At 62.3% G+C, this 18,688-nt stretch carries 17 protein-coding genes and 1 tRNA gene; 16 read left to right on the top strand and 2 right to left on the bottom strand.

What is annotated here, in order from left to right:
• Positions 1–55: 55 nt before the first annotated feature.
• The gene (locus NKL06_RS27580) at positions 56–943 is read left to right on the top strand and encodes a helix-turn-helix transcriptional regulator (protein WP_023691241.1); all 888 of its coding nucleotides are present in this window, start codon (positions 56–58) and stop codon (positions 941–943) included.
• On the opposite strand, the gene NKL06_RS27575 is transcribed toward NKL06_RS27580, so the two are convergent.
• Positions 940–1,416, bottom strand: coding sequence for a YidB family protein (locus NKL06_RS27575; protein ID WP_023691242.1), 477 nt, complete (start codon positions 1,414–1,416; stop codon positions 940–942). The genes NKL06_RS27580 and NKL06_RS27575 overlap by 4 nt on opposite strands.
• Before the next feature lie 130 nt (positions 1,417–1,546).
• On the opposite strand from NKL06_RS27575, the gene NKL06_RS27570 reads away from it, so the two are divergent.
• On the top strand, positions 1,547–1,804 hold the full coding sequence (locus NKL06_RS27570; RefSeq protein WP_023688411.1) for a GlsB/YeaQ/YmgE family stress response membrane protein: 258 nt from the start codon (positions 1,547–1,549) through the stop codon (positions 1,802–1,804).
• Positions 1,805–1,869: 65 nt separating this feature from the next.
• Here the strand turns inward: NKL06_RS27570 and NKL06_RS27565 are convergent, their stop codons facing one another.
• Positions 1,870–2,757, bottom strand: a complete 888-nt coding sequence (locus NKL06_RS27565; RefSeq protein WP_023691243.1) for a DMT family transporter — start codon at positions 2,755–2,757, stop codon at positions 1,870–1,872.
• 312 nt (positions 2,758–3,069) lie between these two features.
• Between NKL06_RS27565 and tuf the strand changes: the two genes are divergently transcribed.
• From tuf to rpoB, 14 genes are all read left to right on the top strand, one after another.
• Positions 3,070–4,245, top strand: a complete 1,176-nt coding sequence (tuf, locus tag NKL06_RS27560; RefSeq protein WP_023723394.1) for an elongation factor Tu — start codon at positions 3,070–3,072, stop codon at positions 4,243–4,245.
• A 148-nt stretch (positions 4,246–4,393) separates the two neighbouring features.
• Positions 4,394–6,028 carry a COG3904 family protein gene (locus tag NKL06_RS27555; RefSeq protein ID WP_023694883.1) on the top strand — a complete coding sequence of 545 codons (1,635 nt, stop codon included), beginning with the start codon at positions 4,394–4,396 and terminating at the stop codon, positions 6,026–6,028.
• Between the two features lie 328 nt (positions 6,029–6,356).
• The gene (locus tag NKL06_RS27550) at positions 6,357–8,048 is read left to right on the top strand and encodes a hypothetical protein (RefSeq protein ID WP_373420174.1); all 1,692 of its coding nucleotides are present in this window, start codon (positions 6,357–6,359) and stop codon (positions 8,046–8,048) included.
• A gap of 91 nt (positions 8,049–8,139) precedes the next feature.
• Positions 8,140–8,622: a group II truncated hemoglobin gene (locus NKL06_RS27545; protein WP_023694880.1), complete on the top strand. Its 483-nt coding sequence runs from the start codon at positions 8,140–8,142 to the stop codon at positions 8,620–8,622.
• A 159-nt stretch (positions 8,623–8,781) separates the two neighbouring features.
• A tRNA-Trp gene (locus NKL06_RS27540) sits at positions 8,782–8,857 on the top strand.
• A gap of 430 nt (positions 8,858–9,287) precedes the next feature.
• Positions 9,288–9,752, top strand: a complete 465-nt coding sequence (locus NKL06_RS27535) for an Hsp20 family protein (RefSeq protein WP_023694879.1) — start codon at positions 9,288–9,290, stop codon at positions 9,750–9,752.
• Positions 9,753–9,825: 73 nt separating this feature from the next.
• Complete coding sequence (locus NKL06_RS27530; protein ID WP_023807396.1) at positions 9,826–10,293, top strand: hypothetical protein; 468 nt, start codon at positions 9,826–9,828, stop codon at positions 10,291–10,293.
• Positions 10,294–10,782: 489 nt separating this feature from the next.
• Positions 10,783–10,986, top strand: coding sequence for a preprotein translocase subunit SecE (secE, locus tag NKL06_RS27525; protein WP_023667439.1), 204 nt, complete (start codon positions 10,783–10,785; stop codon positions 10,984–10,986).
• Between the two features lie 27 nt (positions 10,987–11,013).
• On the top strand, positions 11,014–11,541 hold the full coding sequence (gene nusG, locus NKL06_RS27520; protein ID WP_006333333.1) for a transcription termination/antitermination protein NusG: 528 nt from the start codon (positions 11,014–11,016) through the stop codon (positions 11,539–11,541).
• A gap of 172 nt (positions 11,542–11,713) precedes the next feature.
• Positions 11,714–12,142 carry a 50S ribosomal protein L11 gene (gene rplK / locus NKL06_RS27515; RefSeq protein WP_006333334.1) on the top strand — a complete coding sequence of 143 codons (429 nt, stop codon included), beginning with the start codon at positions 11,714–11,716 and terminating at the stop codon, positions 12,140–12,142.
• A 4-nt stretch (positions 12,143–12,146) separates the two neighbouring features.
• Entirely contained in the window at positions 12,147–12,845 is a 699-nt protein-coding gene (gene rplA, locus NKL06_RS27510; RefSeq protein ID WP_023667438.1) for a 50S ribosomal protein L1, read from the top strand.
• Between the two features lie 374 nt (positions 12,846–13,219).
• Entirely contained in the window at positions 13,220–13,738 is a 519-nt protein-coding gene (gene rplJ / locus NKL06_RS27505) for a 50S ribosomal protein L10 (protein WP_023667437.1), read from the top strand.
• Positions 13,739–13,792: 54 nt separating this feature from the next.
• Entirely contained in the window at positions 13,793–14,170 is a 378-nt protein-coding gene (gene rplL, locus NKL06_RS27500) for a 50S ribosomal protein L7/L12 (protein WP_023667436.1), read from the top strand.
• Between the two features lie 248 nt (positions 14,171–14,418).
• Positions 14,419–18,555 (top strand): DNA-directed RNA polymerase subunit beta, encoded by a 4,137-nt coding sequence (gene rpoB, locus NKL06_RS27495; RefSeq protein WP_023686024.1) that lies wholly within the window; start codon positions 14,419–14,421, stop codon positions 18,553–18,555.
• Positions 18,556–18,688 lie beyond the last annotated feature (133 nt).

Here is an 18,688-nt window from a genome sequence, read left to right as displayed (position 1 = left end):
CTTTCCTTTAAAGTAGTACAAGACTATAGCTTATACTGGTATCGGAGGTGACTGCATGCCATACGACGGCCCACGGCACGATGAGCTTGCCCGCTTCCTGCGCGAGCGGCGGGACCGCTTGCCGCGGATCGATGGCGCCAATGGCCGCCGCCGGGCGCCGGGCCTCAGGCGCGAAGAGGTCGCCGCCGAGGCGGGGATCAGCACCACCTGGTACACCTGGCTCGAGCAGGGACGGGAGGTGAACGCGTCGCCGCAGGTGCTTCGCTCGCTGGCGCGGGTGCTGAGACTGAGCCGGTCGGAGCAGGCCTATCTTTTCCAATTGGCGCGGCCCGATCTCGATTGGCGAAACCGGCTCGGCGCGCAAGGCCTGCCCAGCGCGCCGTTGCTCAGCCTGCTCGACGGGCTGGCGCCGCACCCGGCATATGTCGTCAATCGCTACTGGCAGGTCGTCGCCTGTAACCATCCGGCGGCGGTGCTGCTTGGGGATTTCGAGACGGATGATGAGTGGTCCGGCAGCCTGCTCGCCCGGCTGTTTCTCGACCTGGAATGGCGGCAGCGCTTTGTCGACTGGCCGGAGGTTTCGCGCTCGGCGGCGGCGCAGTTCCGGCTTGCCACTGTCGCCATGACTCGCGATCCGGTGCTGGCTGCGCTGGTTTCGTCACTGGAAGCGGCAAGCGAAGCGTTCGCCACGTGCTGGAACAGCCGCGACATCGCCGAGCCACCGATCTGGCGGAAATCCATCCGGCACCCTGTCGCCGGCGCGATGTCGTTCGATTTCGCCACGCTGCAGCCGGGCGGCCGCGACAGTGATTTCTCGGTTTCCGTCTACACGCCGGTCGATGCGTCGACTGCCAGGCGGTTCGCGGCGCTGGTCGCAGCAACGCCCGACAGCCGCAAGGCGGTGCCGGGCGTGTTTGCGCGTGATGCAGGCGCAGAAGTCTAGCTGTTGAAGGCGGACGCGACCTGATGCTGCTGCGGCACCTGTCCGTTCGGCGTCAGTCTGTCGACAATGCCGGGCAGGGCTGTGGACAATTGCTTGAGCAACTCCTGCTCGTCCAGTCCGGTCCTTTGCGCGATCTCTCGAATAACCTGCGGGCCGATCGCCTTGCCGAGATCATTGGCGTTGATCGGCTGGTTCTGTCCGGTGCCGACCCAGGAGTCAGCGACATTGCCTTGGCCGGCAGTCTTGAGCTTGTCGAGCAGTCCGCCCAGTCCGCCAAGCAGGCCGCCATCGCCGGAGGCGGTGGTGCCGGTGGGGGCTGGCGTTTGAGGTGGGGCGGGCTCGCCCGTCTCTCCGGCACTCGTCTGTTCGGCGCTTCTGCCGCTCAGCATCTTTCCCACCAGCAGCGCGCCGAGCGCGATCATCAGCGGTTTGGTGATGTTGCCGCCGGGTACGGCGTTGTCAAAAAGTCCCATAGGTCAATCCTCCATAACGACCAAGCCCGTCCCGCCGGCTACAATGGAGCATGCGAGCGGAAATTCAAGTTGGCTTGAGCTTTTGACAATCATGTGACCATGATCGGCGGGCGTGGAATGGAGAGGAAAAATGGGCATTATCAGCTGGATCATCCTCGGCGTCATCGCCGGCTTTATCGGCAGCAAGATCGTCAACAAGACCGGCCAGGGCCTGATCATGGATATCGTGCTCGGCATTGTCGGCGCCATCGTCGGAGGGCTGATCTTCAGCGCCTTTGGCGCCACGGGTGTGACCGGCCTCAACATCTGGAGCCTGATCGTCGCCATCATCGGCGCGGTGGTCGTGCTGTGGGCCTATCACCAGTTCTCCGGCAAGCGAACGCTTTAGGCGCCAGTCTGCCGACCGGCTGACCGCAGGACGGCCAAACCTGCTTCGACGCGTTGACTTGAAGGTCAGGCGACGACGGTCAGCCTGCGTTTGCGTTCATCAAGCGAGACGATGGTCAGCCCGCTCGCGACCACCAGCAGGATGCCGCAGACCGCCAGGGCATTCGGGAACTGCCCGAATACCAGCACGCCTGAGATGACCGCCCAGACGGTAAAGCAGTAGTAGAACGGCGCCACCACGCCGGTCGGACCGACGCGATAGGCCATGAAGATGAAGAAATGGCCGAAGATCAGGAAGAATCCGGCGCCGGCCATGAGCAGCAGGTGCCGGGCTTCCGGCATCACCCAGCGCTCGGAAACGAGATGCGCGGCGCCCGCGCCGATGAGCACCACCACGACGGCGGAAATGGCGACGATCATGCCCGGCACCTCGGCCGCGACCCGCCTGCCGGCAAGATCGCGCGCCGCCGCCAATGCCGCGTTGCCGAGCGCCAGCAACGCATAGACCGAGATGCCCTGCATGGTCGGCTGGGCCACCATAAGCGCACCGATGAAGCCGAGCCCGATCAGCGCCATGCGCACGCCGCCGATCCGTTCGCGAAACAGGATGGAGGAGCCGACCAGCATCAAAAGTGGGGTGATCTGCCCGAGCGCGGTCGAATCGGCGATCTGCATGTTGGCCAGCGCCACGACGTAGCAAAGGATGGCCGCCAGCTCGAGCAGGTTGCGGCGCAGCACGCGTTTGTCGAAGATCAATGGAATCTGCCTGCCATAGCCCAGCAGGAACAGCAGCGGCATGCCCCATAGCGTGGCCGCGACCCCGCGCAGGAACAGCACTTCATAGGACGGCAAGCCCGCGGTCGCGAGTTTCATCATCGTGTCGTTGACGAGGTACGACCCCGTCGAAACGATCATGAACAGCGGGCCGCGTATGGAGGTCGGTATGAATTGCATGGGGCAACCAAATCAGACCGCCGCCGTAGCGGCAATGGGCCAGGCGCCGGCTGCACATCCGGCAGGCAAAGGCCAGGACATGGGCGGGACAGGACATGGGCGGGAATAGCAAACAGGTGCTGGAGCCCGCAGCCCCCATTTCATTTCCGCTCGCGCGTTCCTATATCAGCGCCACATCCCGCAATCGGATCATCGGTTCGCACCGAGTGGACAGCGCACCCGGCCACAAGGCACTTGTGTTTTTCGGCCGTAGTCGCTAATCGCCCCGCATTCGACTGAACTGAAGGTCAAGGCCGTCCAAGGAAAGAGACTATGGCAAAAGGTAAATTCGAGCGTAACAAGCCTCATGTGAACATTGGCACGATTGGCCACGTCGATCATGGCAAGACGTCGCTGACGGCGGCGATCACGAAGTATTTTGGCGAGTACAAGCGCTACGACCAGATCGATGCGGCGCCCGAAGAGAAGGCCCGCGGCATCACGATTTCGACGGCGCACGTCGAATACGAGACGGCTGCGCGCCACTACGCCCATGTCGACTGCCCCGGCCACGCCGACTATGTGAAGAACATGATCACGGGTGCTGCGCAGATGGACGGCGCGATCCTGGTGGTGTCGGCCGCCGACGGCCCGATGCCGCAGACCCGCGAGCACATCCTGCTTGCCCGTCAGGTCGGCGTGCCGTCGATCGTGGTGTTCCTGAACAAGGTCGACCAGGTCGACGATGCCGAGCTGCTCGAACTGGTCGAGCTCGAGGTTCGCGAGCTTCTGTCGAAGAACGAGTTCCCCGGCGACGACATTCCGATCGTCAAGGGTTCGGCGCTGGCTGCTCTGGAAGATTCCAACAAGACCATCGGCGAAGACGCGATCCGCGAGCTGATGGCTGCGGTCGATGCTTACATCCCGACGCCGGTTCGTCCGCTGGACAAGCCGTTCCTCATGCCGATCGAAGACGTGTTCTCGATCTCGGGCCGTGGCACGGTCGTGACCGGCCGCGTCGAGCGCGGCATCGTCAAGGTCGGCGAGGAACTGGAAATCATCGGCATCCGTCCGACGACCAAGACGACCTGCACGGGCGTCGAGATGTTCCGCAAGCTGCTCGATCAGGGCCAGGCCGGCGACAACATCGGCGCGCTGCTGCGCGGCGTTGATCGTGAAGGTGTCGAGCGCGGCCAGGTTCTGGCCAAGCCCGGTACGGTGAAGCCGCACAAGAAGTTCGTGGCCGAAGCCTACATCCTGACCAAGGACGAAGGTGGCCGTCACACGCCGTTCTTCACCAACTACCGTCCGCAGTTCTACTTCCGCACGACCGACGTGACCGGCATCGTGTCGCTGCCGGAAGGCACGGAAATGGTTATGCCCGGCGACAACATCACGGTCGATGTCGAGCTGATCGTGCCGATCGCCATGGAAGAGAAGCTGCGCTTCGCCATCCGTGAAGGCGGCCGCACCGTCGGTGCCGGCATCGTCGTCACCATCAAAGAGTAATCGAGCCCGGCATCGCCCGATCGAAACGGATAGGGGCGGCCCTCGGGCCGCCCTTTTTCGTTGGCCAGATGTGCCTGTTTTGGGGTCCCAATCTCTGTTGCAAGTCTGTGAGCCTCTACAGTATAGATTGCATTGAGGGCTTGGTCGGATGGTTCCACAGCACCGTTTGCATAGTCGGTCATGGTGGGCACTGGGGCTGATCTGCCTGGCGTCGATGTTTGCCATGGGCAGCGCCGCCTTCGCGGCCGAGACAAAAAATTCAGAGCCGAATCCGGATCCGCCGATGCGGTTCCTCGTCGTGCGCAGCGACGCGGCGGGCTGTGAGCCGACCTGTCCGGAATGGATATCGGCCGAGGGTGCGATATCGGCCAAGTCGCCGGCGCTGCTCAAGGCTGCCCTGAAAACGCTCGGCGGCCGCAAATTGCCGATCGTCATCAACTCTCCCGGCGGCGATGTCGATGCGGCCATCGCCATGGGCCGGATGATACGCAAGAACAAGCTCGACATCGCGGTCGGCAGGACCTGGTTCGTCGGCTGCGAGCCGGGGATGAAAAACTGCAAGGAGAACGACGCCAGAGGCGCGCACTATATCGGCAGCCCCTATGTGCTCGGCAGCTATTGCGCGTCCGCTTGCCCGATGATGCTGGCCGGCGGCGCCAGGCGCCTGGTCGGGCCGCTGGCCTATCTCGGCGTTCACCAGATCACGACCACGATCGTGCAGATGAACGTGCAATATCAGGTCCGCTACCGGATCGTGAAAGGCAGGAAGCGGGTCATCAGCAAGAAGGTCGTCAGCCGCAAGAACACCGGCAGCTACAAGACCTACGAGATGAGCAAGGGGGTGGAGCGCAAGCTGTCCGCCTATTTCAAGGAGATGGGTGTCGACCTCAGCATCATCGAGACGATGAAGAGCACGCCGGCCAGCGACATCCAGCAGATCGACCTCAGCGACATGCTGACAATGAAGCTGGTCACCAGCGACGACGCTGCAGATTTGCTGACCAGCGCAATCCTGTGCAGGCTGAACCTTCCGGCTCCGAATTGCCGGGAAATACCGGCGAACAAGCCAGCCGGCGGCCTGCCGGACGTGGCAAAGGCTGCGCCGCTGCCGGTGAAGCCGGAGAGCGCGCCGCACGATGACGGCATGCGCTTTGTCCTGGTTCGCGGCAGCAACCCGCTCTGCAATCCCGACTGCCCGGAATGGATTGCAGCGCAAGGCGCGATTACGCCCCAGACGCCGCAGAAACTCAGCCAATTGCTCGCCACGCTTGGCAACCGGCGGCTGCCGGTGGTGATCAGCTCGCGAGGCGGCGACCTCTCCGGCGCCCTGGCGGCGGGCCGGATCATCCATGAAAAGAAGCTCGACGTTGCCGTTGCCCGCACCGATTTCGTCGGCTGCGACCCGGCAGAGTGGAATTGCCTGGCCAAGGACGGCGCCTATGCCGGGCTGAGCGTCGATGGCGACGGCGACTGCGATTCGGCCTGCGCGCTCATGCTGGCCGGTGGCGCCAGGCGGCTTGTCGGTTCCCAGGCGCGGCTCAGCCTCTATCTCATGGGGCAAAAGCAGTTGGTGAGGGCCTATCTGGACGAGATGGCGATCAACCCCCGTCTGTTCTCGGTGCTTGCAGGCAGGTCGGCTGAGCGTCAGCTCGATCCGGACATGATGCTGGACCTCGGGCTGACGACCGGGCGTCAATCTGTGGATACGTTGACGGGTTCCAGCATCTGCAGATCGGCGCCGAAACCTGAGAATTGCCGCGTCGTGCCGTCGTCCAATGGCTGATCGTGCCTATCGCATGAAAGAGACGCCTTGCTTCGCGTTCCGTGAAGGGCCCCGCACCGTCGCTGCCGGCATCGTCGTCACCATCGAGAAATAGTCGAACTGGTATCAGCCGGATGGACCAGGAAAGGGCGGTCTTTGGGGCTGCCTTTTTGTTTCCGGCGTTGCGCGGTACAAGTATTGCACGGTTGTTTCAAAGCTATTGCAAGCACCGTCGCCGCAACTATTATGGATTGCATTGAGGGGTTTGCCGGGCGTGGTTTGGGGACAACGTTCAGACACTACTGCAAGGTGGCGGCGCGGGCTGGTCCGGCTGGCGACGGTGGCCGCGATGGCGATGGCTGCCTTCGCCGCGAAGGCCGAGGATGCCTCCCCCGGGACATGGCAGACAGTACCCCCTCTGCAGGGAGTGCTCTATCCGACCGATCCGACGATATGGACCGACGATCGCTCGGAGATGCAGTTTATCATCGCGCGCAGCAACGCGCCTGGCTGCGAGCCCAATTGTCCGGAGTGGATCTCCGCCGAAGGCGACATCGCAGCCGGCACGCCAGCCTTGCTCAAGCGTACCTTGAAGAAGCTTGGCAGCCGCAAACTGCCCATCATCGTCAATTCCTTCGGTGGCAATGTCGAAGCCGCGCTCCAGCTTGGCCGGATAATCCGCAAAAACAAGCTCGATATCGCCATCGGCAAGACCGAGTTTCCCGATTGTTGGCCCGGGACAGAGGGTTGTGGCGCCGACTACGGCAAGGGCACGGCTTTTTTCGGCAGAGCGTCTGACGGTGCCAGCTGCAATTCCGCCTGTCCGCTAATGTTTGCCGGAGGCGTCCGGCGCGTCGCCGGCGGCTGGAACTATCTGGGTGTTCATCAGATCACCACCACCTGGTTCCCCTCCACAACGCACTACCGGACCACCTATCGCGTCAAACGGGGCAAAAAATATCGGGTCACCACGCAAACCGTCACTCCCGGTGAAAGCTACAAGACCTATGAGATGAGTAAGGGGTACGCGAGAAAGATCTCGGCCTATCTCCGAGAGATGGGTATCGGGCAGGGCGTGCTGGACTTGATGAAGGGGACGCCGGCCAGCGACATCAGGCAGATCAGCCTCCACGATATGCTGACGATGAAACTGGCCACCAGCACGGACACTCTGGACCTGTTTACCAGAGCAAGTCTGTGCATGTTCGACCCGCCGGCTCCGAACTGCCGGGAAATACCGGGAAACAAGCCAGCCGGCGGACAAACGCCCGTGGCCAAGCCGGCCGTGGTGGCTGCGATCAAGGCAAAGACCGGCCCCCCACTTTCTCAGGCGGCCAAGGCTCCAGCTCCCAAGCCGTTGCAGGCAGCGCCAGGGAATTCGACGCCAGATATGCGCTTCGTTGTCGTTCGCGGCAGAGACTCGCTCTGCAATCCCGATTGCCCGGAATGGATCTCGGCGGAAGGCGCGATGACGCCTCAGACCCCGCAAAAGTTGCGCCAGTTGCTCGACACCCTTGGCAACCGGCGGCTGCCGGTGGTGATCAGCTCACAGGGGGGAAGCCTGTTCAGCGCTCTGGCCGCGGGAAGGCTTATCCATGAACGGAAGCTCGACGTCGCCGTCGCTCGCACCACTATCGTCGGCTGCGACCCGCCCGAGGCAGGCTGCTTGGCCGATAACGGTGCCTATGTCGGGCTGATTAGCGATTTTGGAGTGGAGTGCGATTCGGCCTGCGCGCTCATGCTTGCCGCCGGCGCCAAAAGGCTGGTCGATCCCAAGGCGAGGCTCAGCATGTCCTCGAGGGGACAGACGCAGTTGGTTAAAGCCTACCTGGAGGAGATGGAGATGGACCCAGCTCTGTTCGCCGCGATAGGCTCGGTCGAGCGTCAGCTCGAGCCCGACATGATGCTCAAAGTCGGGCTGACAACCGGGCCGGAGTCGGTGGAGGCGCTAACTGGCCCCGCTATTTGCAAAACCTCACCCAAGCCCGACAACTGTTTGCTTCCGCCGACAGCCAAGGCCGAGTCGCCCGCCAAACTGTAGGCATCGCAGAAACTGGCCATCGAGGCAGGTTGAGCCATGCCCGATTTCTCCGCTAAAGTCGTGGCAGGCGTCGCCCGGGGGAGGATCGAGAATGAGCCAGGATATCCCGACACTCTACGAATGGGCCGGCGGCATCGAAGCCCTCAACCGGCTGACGGAAACCTTTTACGACAAGGTGTCGCGCGACCCGGTGGTCGGCCCAGTGTTCAAACACATGTCGCCGGATCATCCCGCGCATGTCGCGGCCTTCATCGGCGAGGTTTTTGGCGGACCCAAGACCTACAGCGAACAGCATGGCGGCCATCGCGAGATGGTCATGCATCACTTGGGCAAGCATCTGACGGAAGAACAGCGCCGCCGCTGGATCAGCCTGCTTGCCGATGCCGCCGATGCGGTCGGGCTGCCGGACGATCCCGAATTCCGTTCCGCCTTCATGGGCTATGTCGAATGGGGGTCACGGCTTGCCAAGATGAATTCCACCCTCGGCGAGACCTGCGACCCGCAGACCGAACCGATGCCGGCCTGGGGCTGGGGCGTGCCGGGCGGGCCGTACAAGCCGCCGGCCGGGGGCTGAGCGCCGGCATGCGGCTTCAGGCAGGCGAAAAATCGAGATAGGCAGGGACAGGCTGGTCATCACCTATTCGGATTTTGGCAAAGGATCTGAAAGCGCGTCAGACAACTCTTTACAGCGCGCCCGGAAGCTTTTAGGAAGCGCCTGCGCTGAAACGCGCGTACGGGCATAGCTCAGTTGGTAGAGCGGCGGTCTCCAAAACCGCAGGTCGTAGGTTCGAGCCCTGCTGCCCGTGCCATTTTCCTCGTTGGAATCCGGCATTTTAGAAACGCCTTGTTTTGGCTCCCCGTTTGGTTGGGCTGAAGCCGCGTACTCGACGAGCGACGTTCCGAAGGCATGCGCAGAGCGAGAGCGCTGATGCGCAATGCCGAAGTCGGCGTATTTCCACGAACCGATTTCCTTGATTCAACTGCCATTGGCGAGCCAATTGCCATTTGCGTTCACAATTCAGAATAGGCCTATTTTGCTGCCGCCAGCTGCTTTTCAGCGGCTGCGAATTATTGGAAGCGGGATGCTGGCCTGGCTACTGGAATTTTTTTGAATAGGGCTCTTGAACCGGTTTTCAGCCCTTCCTAATTCGTTTCCCCCCGAGGCCGATTGGCTTGGCAAAAGGCGCCGCCGCTGGGGCGGCGCCCTTGTACCCATGTTGCTTCAAGGAGGATGTGGCTATGAGAACCTTTGATACCCTCTATCGGACCACCGTCGGTTTCGACCGGCTTTTCGACATGCTCGACAGCGGCACGCGTCCGGACTGGCCGCCCTATAACATCGAGAAGGTCGACGAGAACGATCACCGTATCTCGATGGCCATCGCAGGCTTCAGCCAGGATGAGGTTGAGCTGACCCAGCATGGACCCGAACTGGTCGTGGTAGGCCAGAAGGCTGATGACCAGAGCGGACGCCAGCTGCTGCACCAGGGCATCGCCTACCGCACTTTCAGGCAGACGTTTAAACTTGCCGACCACATGAAGATCAAGGCAGCAAACCTTGAGAACGGTCTCCTGACCATCGACATCGTCCGTGAGATTCCCGAAGAGCTGAAGCCGCGCCGCATCAGCATCGGGGCCGGCGACGCCCAGGTGGGCGGCAAGCAGATCGCCCAGGATACGGAACGCACCCGCAATGCGGCCTGATCGTATCGATTCAGTTATCCCTGCGGTCCGCCTCCCGGCTTCGGCCGGGAGGCCCAGATTGCGGAGAATGGAGATGGACAACTTCTACGAGACACCGACACTTTCTGCGGCACGCTCGGGCAAAATTGAAACTTCTTTGTGCCTGCTCGACAATCCAGACGACGTCATCAACCATCCACGCCTCAGCCGTGGAGAAAAGCGGGCACTGCTTTCCTCGTGGGCGTCCGATGCCTGCGCGGTGGAAAACCAGCCTGCCTTGCGCCGCCTGGACAACGGCACGGTAATCCCTGTCGACCAGATTCTGAGGGCGTTGAAGGCTCTGGATGAGAAACCCACGCTGGGGAAAGAGACTTCAGGCCGGGTGCTGCCTTGGCGACCCTCCTCGCGCCGCAGCGGTCTCAAAGCTTGGCGGCGTCGTGGCCGTTCTTTCCGCCCCGACGATGACGACGACCCGCCCCCGTGCCCGGCAGTGATCGCGCCGCGCCCACGCCCACCATGCGGAATCGGCGCAGTGGCCGGGGTCGAACTCGCCTGTGCCTAACTAACCCTGGGTTGATCCAGCTGCCTCGGCATGGGCAGCTGGATTCCAATCTTGCGTGCGCTTCATTTGGTTTCCAAAACAGCAGGTCGCAGGTTCGTCCGCAACGCCATTTCCTCGAACTTGTAATCGCGTGCCTGATTTCCGGATCCACCTCCTGGAATTGGGGTCCGGCATTGAAAAAGGGCAGGTGGCTTGCCATATTGGGCGAACTGAGGCATAAGGCCTCGATAGCCGGGACGGGACGACTGGATGGTTCCGAGGCGGCGTTTGGTCATAAAGCGGACACTTGCCACTTGCGTGGATCAAGAATCGGTTTTATGTAGACACAACAGACACGCGACGCGTGGAGCTGGGAAGCCGGCTTTACGCGTCCGATTTGCATGGGCGAAATGGCGCTGATTCGGCGCCGACTTGAACCCAGGCGGCACGTCCCGGCCAGCGGGATCATCCAGGAGACCCGGCCAACGGGTCTTGAAGACAGAGCGGCATATGGCTTCGAAAACCACAAATCCTTTCGTCTTTCTCCAGCAGGTCCGCGCGGAGACCGCCAAGGTGACTTGGCCGTCGCGCCGGGAGACGATGATCTCGACGGTGATGGTGCTCGTATTCGCGGTCATCGCGATGATCTTTTTCTTCACCGCCGACGTGGCCATGGGCTACGCGATCGAGCGGTTACTGAGCCTCGGCCATTAAGTCCGGCGATTACGGAGAAGTCTTGAAATGACCGCGCGCTGGTACATCGTCCACGCCTATTCGAACTTCGAAAAGAAGGTCGCCGAGGACATTGAGAACAAGGCCAAGCAGAAGGGCCTGTCCGCCGATATCGAGCAGATCGTGGTGCCGACCGAGAAGGTCGTCGAAATCCGCCGCGGCCGCAAGGTCGATGCCGAGCGCAAGTTCTTTCCGGGCTATGTGCTGCTCAAGGCCAATCTGACCGATGCGGTGTTCTCGCTGGTCAAGAACACGCCGAAGGTCACCGGCTTCCTCGGTGACTCCAAGCCGGTGCCGATCACCGAAGCCGAGGCGCAGCGCATCCTGAACCAGGTTCAGGAAGGCGTCGAGCGGCCGAAGCCCTCGGTCACTTTCGAGATCGGCGAGGCGATCCGCGTTTCGGATGGTCCGTTCGCCTCGTTCAACGGTTTCGTCCAGGAAGTGGACGAGGAGCGGGCGCGGCTCAAGGTGGAAGTTTCGATCTTCGGGCGCGCCGTGCCGGTCGATCTGGAATTCGGACAGGTCGAAAAGGGCTGATCCGAAAACCCTGCGCCGGTTCGCCGGCAAGGGGAGGCGGCGCGGAAAGCGCGCGGCCATGAACGGGTGGGAGGCGAATGCGGCTTTAGCCGGCCGCGCGGACCGCACCACCAGACTGCAACCGCCGGTGTTCCCGATACTGGGGCCGGCATGAGATAAAGGCAGGAAAGAGATGGCTAAGAAAATTGCAGGCCAGCTCAAGCTCCAGGTCAAAGCGGGATCGGCTACGCCGTCTCCGCCGATCGGCCCGGCACTTGGCCAGCGCGGCATCAACATCATGGAATTCTGCAAGGCGTTCAACGCGCAGACCCAGGAAATGGAAAAGGGATCGCCGATCCCGGTCGTCATCACCTATTACCAGGACAAGTCCTTCACCTTCGTCATGAAGACGCCGCCGGTGAGCTACTTCCTGAAAAAGGCGGCGAACTTGACGTCAGGTTCGAAAGAGCCGGGCAAGATCAAGGCCGGCACGATCGGCCGCGACAAGGTGCGCGCCATCGCCGAACAGAAGATGAAGGATCTGAACGCAAACGACGTCGAGGCGGCCATGCGCATGGTCGAGGGCTCCGCCCGCTCGATGGGTCTGGAAGTGGTGGGCTGAGATCATGGCAAAGATTGCAAAGCGTGTATCGAAGTCCCGTGACGGCATCGACCCCAACAAGGCCTATGCCCTTGGTGAGGCGCTGAAGCTGCTCAAGGACCGTTCGACGGTGAAGTTCGACGAGACCATCGAAGTGGCGATGAACCTCGGCGTCGACCCGCGCCATGCCGACCAGATGGTCCGCGGCGTGGTCAACCTGCCGAACGGCACCGGCCGCTCGGTCCGCGTCGCCGTGTTCGCACGTGGCGGCAAGGCCGATGAGGCTCGCGCCGCCGGCGCCGACATCGTCGGTGCCGAGGATCTGGTCGACATCGTCCAGAAGGGCACGATCGACTTCGATCGCTGCATCGCCACGCCGGACATGATGCCGCTGGTCGGCCGTCTGGGCAAGGTGCTGGGCCCGCGCGGCATGATGCCGAACCCGAAGGTCGGCACCGTCACCACCGACGTCGCCGCCGCCGTCAAGGCATCGAAGGGCGGCGCTGTCGAGTTCCGCGTCGAGAAGGCCGGCATCGTTCATGCCGGCGTCGGCAAGGTCTCGTTCGACGTCAAGGCGCTGGAAGAAAACGTCCGCGCCTTCGCCGATGCCGTGACCAAGGCAAAGCCGGCTGGCGCCAAGGGCAACTACGTCAAGAAGGTGTCGGTCACCTCGACGATGGGCCCGGGCCTCAAGCTCGACGTCTCGACGCTCGCAGCGTCTTGATACGAACATCTGGATCGGCTGCCAAGGCGCTGATCCGCAAGTGAATTCCGGGCCTCCGACTTGTCGGCGGCCCGGTACCGGAAGTCGAGAGGCTTCCGGACATCCTGTCCGAGATTGCAGGCGGCCCAGAAGCCTTAATTGAATTGGGCCTGCATGAGACGGGTGAAAACCGGACAACGGAGCGACAAGCTCCAATGAAAGGTTCGAACCGTGTTTGCCTTTTGTCTGCGCATCTCCGGCTTGCCGTCGATGTGGCGAAAGGGGGCAGGATCCTCGAGCGTCGTTCGGGAGATCTGTAATGGATGGCCCGGCCGGCAAAAAGGCAACCCGACGCCTGTCCCACTAGCGGGGCAGGGGTCAACTGGAGATAGGCAGTGGACAGAGCGGAAAAACGCGAACTCGTCACGGGCCTGAATGGTGCTTTTGCAGGCGCTGGTTCAGTCGTCGTGGCCCACTACGCCGGTATCACCGTCGCGCAAATGAACGACCTTCGGTCGAAAATGCGCGCTGCCGGTGGCACCGTCAAAGTCGCGAAGAACCGTCTCGCCAAAATCGCTCTTCAGGGCACGGACTCCGCATCGATCATCGACCTGTTCAAGGGACAGACGCTGATCGCTTATTCGGAGGATCCGATTGCGGCGCCGAAGGTCGCGTCCGATTTCGCCAAGGGAAATGACAAGTTGGTCATTCTCGGCGGCGCAATGGGCACCACCTCGCTCAACGCCGACGGTGTGAAGGCACTCGCCACACTTCCGTCGCTCGATGAGCTGCGCGCCAGGCTGGTTGGCATGATCGCCACGCCGGCAACCCGGATCGCCCAGATCGTCAATGCGCCAGCGGCTTCGGTCGCGCGCGTCATCGGCGCTTACGCCCGGAAGGACGAGGCGGCATGAGGCCGTTCCTCGCTATCACAAACACACGTTCGAACCTGATGAAGGAATACAACAATGGCTGATCTGGCAAAGATCGTAGACGACCTTTCGAAGCTGACCGTCCTCGAGGCGGCCGAGTTGTCGAAGCTTCTGGAAGAAAAGTGGGGCGTTTCGGCTGCTGCTCCGGTGGCGGTTGCCGCTGCCGGCGGCGCTGCCGCTGCTGCTGCTCCGGCTGAGGAAAAGACGGAATTCGACGTCGTCCTCACCGAGGCAGGCGCTCAGAAGATCAACGTCATCAAGGAAGTCCGCGCCATCACCGGCCTGGGCCTCAAGGAAGCCAAGGATCTGGTCGAAGCAGCTCCGAAGCCGGTCAAGGAAGCCGTTTCCAAGGCTGACGCTGAGAAGTTCAAGGCCCAGCTGGAAGCAGCCGGCGCCAAGGTCGACCTGAAGTAAGCGTAAAAGCGGCGGGCGGCCTCGCGCCGCCCGCCACTCCCTTCATCAGAGGGGAGGATGCGTAGCGCGAGATGTACGAGAACCTCTTTCCTGAGGGCCGAAACCGGCCTTCAGGAAACGGGTTTTCACCCGTTTTAGCCGTCGCCGCCAGGCGGCGGGAAACAGATCAGGGGCCGCCGCCGAGGTGGCCGCGCATGCAAGGTGAGCCGCGGCGAGGCTCGCCCCGAGTTTATAGCTAAGGAGCGACGATGGCCCAGACCCAGACTTTCAATGGCCGCAGACGCGTACGCAAGTTCTTCGGAAAGATTCCGGAAGTTGCGGAGATGCCGAACCTGATCGAGGTTCAAAAAGCATCCTATGACCAGTTCCTGATGGTGGCGGAGCCCAAGGGTGGGCGTCCGGACGAGGGACTGCAGGCCGTTTTCAAGTCGGTTTTCCCGATCTCCGATTTCTCCGGCTCCTCGATGCTGGAGTTCGTGAAGTATGAGTTCGAAGGACCGAAATTCGACGTTGACGAATGCCGTCAGCGCGACCTGACCTATGCCGCGCCACTCAAGGTGACGCTGCGCCTCATCGTGTTCGATATCGACGAGGATACCGGCGCAAAGTCGATCAAGGACATCAAGGAGCAGGACGTCTATATGGGCGACATGCCGCTCATGACGCTCAACGGCACCTTCATCGTCAATGGCACGGAGCGCGTCATCGTCTCGCAGATGCACCGTTCGCCGGGCGTCTTCTTCGACCATGACAAGGGCAAGTCGCACTCCTCGGGCAAGCTTTTGTTTGCGGCGCGCGTCATTCCCTATCGCGGTTCGTGGCTCGACATCGAGTTCGATTCCAAGGACGTCGTGCATGCCCGCATCGACCGCCGCCGCAAGATTCCGGTGACGTCGCTCTTGATGGCGCTCGGCATGGACGGCGAAGAGATCCTGTCGACCTTCTACAACAAGATCACCTACAAGCGCGCCGGCGACCACTGGCGCATCCCGTTCAACGTCGAGCGTTTCCGCGGCCTCAAGGCCGTTGGCGACCTCGTCGATGCCGACACAGGCGAAGTTGTCGTCGAGGCCGGCAAGAAGATCACCGCCCGCCAGGCAAGGGCGCTTGGCGAAAAGGGTCTGAAGGCGATCAAGGCGACCGACGAGGATCTGCTCGGCAATTACCTGGCCGAGGACATCGTCAACTACGGCACCGGCGAGATTTTCCTCGAAGCCGGCGACGAGATCGACGAAAAGACGCTGAAGGTGCTGCTCGGCACGGGCGAAAGCGAGATCAAGGTTCTCGACATCGACCACGTCAATGTCGGCGCCTACATCCGCAATACGCTCAACGTCGACAAGAACGAGAGCCGCCAGGACGCACTGTTCGACATCTACCGTGTCATGCGCCCGGGCGAGCCGCCGACGCTTGAAACCGCCGAAGCCATGTTCAACTCGCTGTTCTTCGACTCGGAGCGCTACGACCTGTCGGCCGTCGGCCGCGTCAAGATGAACATGCGCCTCGAGCTCAAGGCTGAGGATACCGTGCGCGTGCTGCGCAAGGACGACATCCTGGCCGTGGTCAAGACGCTGGTCGAGCTGCGCGACGGCAAGGGCGAGATCGACGACATCGACAATCTCGGCAACCGCCGCGTGCGTTCTGTCGGCGAGCTGATGGAGAACCAATACCGCGTCGGCCTGCTGCGCATGGAGCGCGCGATCAAGGAACGTATGTCCTCGATCGAGATCGACACGGTGATGCCGCAGGACCTGATCAACGCCAAGCCGGCGGCTGCCGCCGTACGCGAGTTCTTCGGTTCCTCGCAGCTGTCGCAGTTCATGGATCAGACCAACCCGCTGTCGGAGATCACCCACAAGCGCCGCCTGTCGGCACTTGGACCGGGCGGTCTGACCCGCGAGCGCGCCGGCTTCGAAGTGCGGGACGTGCACCCGACGCATTACGGCCGCATCTGCCCGATCGAGACGCCGGAAGGCCCGAACATCGGTCTGATCAACTCGCTGGCGACCTTCGCGCGCGTCAACAAGTACGGCTTCATCGAAAGCCCGTACCGCAAGATCGTCAACGGCAAGCTGACCAATGAGGTCGTCTATCTCTCCGCTATGGAAGAGTCCAAGCACCACGTCGCGCAGGCCAATGCCGAGCTCGACAAGAATGGTGGTTTCGTCGACGAATTCGTCATTTGCCGCAGCGCCGGCGAAGTGATGATGGCGCCGCGCGAAAACGTCGATCTGATGGACGTGTCGCCCAAGCAGATGGTGTCCGTGGCCGCGGCGCTGATCCCGTTCCTCGAGAACGACGACGCCAACCGCGCGCTGATGGGCTCCAACATGCAGCGTCAGGCCGTGCCGCTGGTGCGCGCCGAAGCGCCGTTCGTAGGCACCGGCATGGAGCCGATCGTTGCCCGTGACTCGGGCGCCGCCATCGGCGCCCGCCGCGGCGGCATCGTCGACCAGGTGGACGCGACGCGTATCGTCATCCGCGCCACGGAAGATCTCGATCCCGGCAAGTCGGGCGTCGACATCTACCGGCTGATGAAGTTCCAGCGTTCGAACCAGAACACCTGCATCAACCAGCGTCCGCTGGTGCGCATGGGCGACCGCGTCAACAAGGGCGACATCATCGCCGACGGTCCGTCGACCGAGCTCGGCGATCTGGCGCTCGGCCGCAACGTGCTGGTCGCGTTCATGCCGTGGAACGGCTACAACTACGAGGACTCGATCCTGCTCTCCGAGCGCATCGTGGCCGACGACGTCTTCACCTCGATCCACATCGAGGAATTCGAGGTCATGGCCCGCGACACCAAGCTTGGACCGGAGGAAATCACACGCGACATTCCGAACGTTTCGGAAGAAGCGCTGAAGAACCTCGACGAAGCCGGCATCGTCTATATCGGCGCGGAAGTGCAGCCGGGCGACATCCTGGTCGGCAAGATCACGCCGAAGGGCGAAAGCCCGATGACGCCGGAAGAAAAGCTCCTGCGCGCCATCTTCGGTGAAAAGGCGTCCGACGTTCGCGACACCTCGATGCGCATGCCTCCGGGCACCTTCGGCACAGTCGTCGAAGTGCGCGTGTTCAACCGCCACGGCGTCGAGAAGGACGAGCGCGCCATGGCGATCGAACGCGAGGAGATCGAACGCCTCGCCAAGGACCGCGACGACGAGCAGGCGATCCTCGACCGCAACGTCTATTCGCGCCTTTCCGACGTTCTCGTCGGCAAGGAAGCGATTGCCGGGCCGAAGGGCTTCAAGAAGGGCTCGAAGCTGTCGAAGGACACGCTGGACGAGTATCCGCGTTCGCAGTGGTGGCAGTTTGCAGTGGAGAACGAAAAGCTCCAGAGCGAACTGGAAGCCCTGCGTGGCCAGTACGACGATTCCAAGAAGGCGCTCGAGCAGCGCTTCATGGACAAGGTCGAGAAGGTCCAGCGCGGCGACGAAATGCCTCCGGGCGTCATGAAGATGGTCAAGGTCTTCGTGGCCGTGAAGCGCAAGATGCAGCCGGGCGACAAGATGGCGGGACGTCACGGCAACAAGGGTGTCGTCTCGCGGATCGTTCCGGTCGAGGACATGCCTTTCCTCGAGGACGGCACGCATGCCGATATCGTGCTCAACCCGCTGGGTGTGCCGAGCCGCATGAATGTCGGCCAGATCCTGGAAACGCATCTGGGCTGGGCATGCGCGGGCATGGGCAAGAAGATCGGCGAGCTTATCGACGCCTACAAGACGGCTGGAGACATCAAGCCGTTGCGCAAGACGCTCGAGAGCTTCATCCCGGCCAACGACCGCAACGAGCCGGTCCGCGAATATGACGACGAGAGCATCGTTCGCCTCAGCGAGCAGATGCGCCGCGGCGTCTCCATCGCGACACCGGTGTTCGACGGCGCGCATGAAGTCGACATCAACATCATGCTGGAGCAGGCGGGCCTGCACACCAGCGGTCAGTCGCAGCTCTATGACGGACGCACCGGCGAGCCGTTCGATCGCAAGGTGACGATGGGCTATATCTATATGCTCAAGCTTCACCACTTGGTGGACGACAAGATCCACGCGCGTTCGATCGGTCCCTACTCGCTCGTTACCCAGCAGCCGCTGGGCGGCAAGGCGCAGTTCGGTGGCCAGCGCTTCGGCGAAATGGAGGTCTGGGCGCTGGAAGCCTATGGCGCCGCCTACACGCTGCAGGAAATGCTGACGGTGAAGTCGGACGATGTCGCCGGCCGCACCAAGGTCTACGAGGCGATCGTGCGCGGCGACGACACGTTCGAGGCCGGCATTCCCGAGAGCTTCAACGTGCTCGTCAAGGAAATGCGGTCTCTCGGCCTCAATGTCGAGCTGGAGAATACCAAGCTCGACGACAACCCTGTCCGGCTGCCAGATGCTGCCGAATAGGGGCGCGGCCGAGTAAGCAAGACATCCGGTCGCGGAACGCCGCGACCGGATGCAACAAATTCTACGGCCAGTGGGCCGACCACTCAGCGGGCATTTGGCCCGCGTTAGATGCAAGGGGTTTTCGAGGACCCCG

It is taken from the genome of Mesorhizobium sp. C268A, from assembly GCF_040324475.1.
Classification (GTDB): domain Bacteria; phylum Pseudomonadota; class Alphaproteobacteria; order Rhizobiales; family Rhizobiaceae; genus Mesorhizobium.
This window is presented reverse-complemented; position numbering and strand designations above follow the sequence as displayed.

What these genes read in the sequence shown, in the direction of transcription:
- NKL06_RS27530 (WP_023807396.1), top strand. Translation starts at nt 9,826, where the DNA reads ATGGACAACTTCTACGAGACACCGACACTTTCTGCGGCACGCTCGGGC.
- rpoB (WP_023686024.1), top strand. Translation starts at nt 14,419, where the DNA reads ATGGCCCAGACCCAGACTTTCAATGGCCGCAGACGCGTACGCAAGTTC.
- NKL06_RS27545 (WP_023694880.1), top strand. Translation starts at nt 8,140, where the DNA reads ATGAGCCAGGATATCCCGACACTCTACGAATGGGCCGGCGGCATCGAA.
- NKL06_RS27535 (WP_023694879.1), top strand. Translation starts at nt 9,288, where the DNA reads ATGAGAACCTTTGATACCCTCTATCGGACCACCGTCGGTTTCGACCGG.
- secE (WP_023667439.1), top strand. Translation starts at nt 10,783, where the DNA reads ATGGCTTCGAAAACCACAAATCCTTTCGTCTTTCTCCAGCAGGTCCGC.
- NKL06_RS27580 (WP_023691241.1), top strand. Translation starts at nt 56, where the DNA reads ATGCCATACGACGGCCCACGGCACGATGAGCTTGCCCGCTTCCTGCGC.
- NKL06_RS27550 (WP_373420174.1), top strand. Translation starts at nt 6,357, where the DNA reads ATGGCGATGGCTGCCTTCGCCGCGAAGGCCGAGGATGCCTCCCCCGGG.
- rplK (WP_006333334.1), top strand. Translation starts at nt 11,714, where the DNA reads ATGGCTAAGAAAATTGCAGGCCAGCTCAAGCTCCAGGTCAAAGCGGGA.
- tuf (WP_023723394.1), top strand. Translation starts at nt 3,070, where the DNA reads ATGGCAAAAGGTAAATTCGAGCGTAACAAGCCTCATGTGAACATTGGC.
- rplA (WP_023667438.1), top strand. Translation starts at nt 12,147, where the DNA reads ATGGCAAAGATTGCAAAGCGTGTATCGAAGTCCCGTGACGGCATCGAC.
- nusG (WP_006333333.1), top strand. Translation starts at nt 11,014, where the DNA reads ATGACCGCGCGCTGGTACATCGTCCACGCCTATTCGAACTTCGAAAAG.
- NKL06_RS27570 (WP_023688411.1), top strand. Translation starts at nt 1,547, where the DNA reads ATGGGCATTATCAGCTGGATCATCCTCGGCGTCATCGCCGGCTTTATC.
- NKL06_RS27565 (WP_023691243.1), bottom strand. Translation starts at nt 2,757, where the DNA reads ATGCAATTCATACCGACCTCCATACGCGGCCCGCTGTTCATGATCGTT.
- NKL06_RS27575 (WP_023691242.1), bottom strand. Translation starts at nt 1,416, where the DNA reads ATGGGACTTTTTGACAACGCCGTACCCGGCGGCAACATCACCAAACCG.
- NKL06_RS27555 (WP_023694883.1), top strand. Translation starts at nt 4,394, where the DNA reads ATGGTTCCACAGCACCGTTTGCATAGTCGGTCATGGTGGGCACTGGGG.
- rplL (WP_023667436.1), top strand. Translation starts at nt 13,793, where the DNA reads ATGGCTGATCTGGCAAAGATCGTAGACGACCTTTCGAAGCTGACCGTC.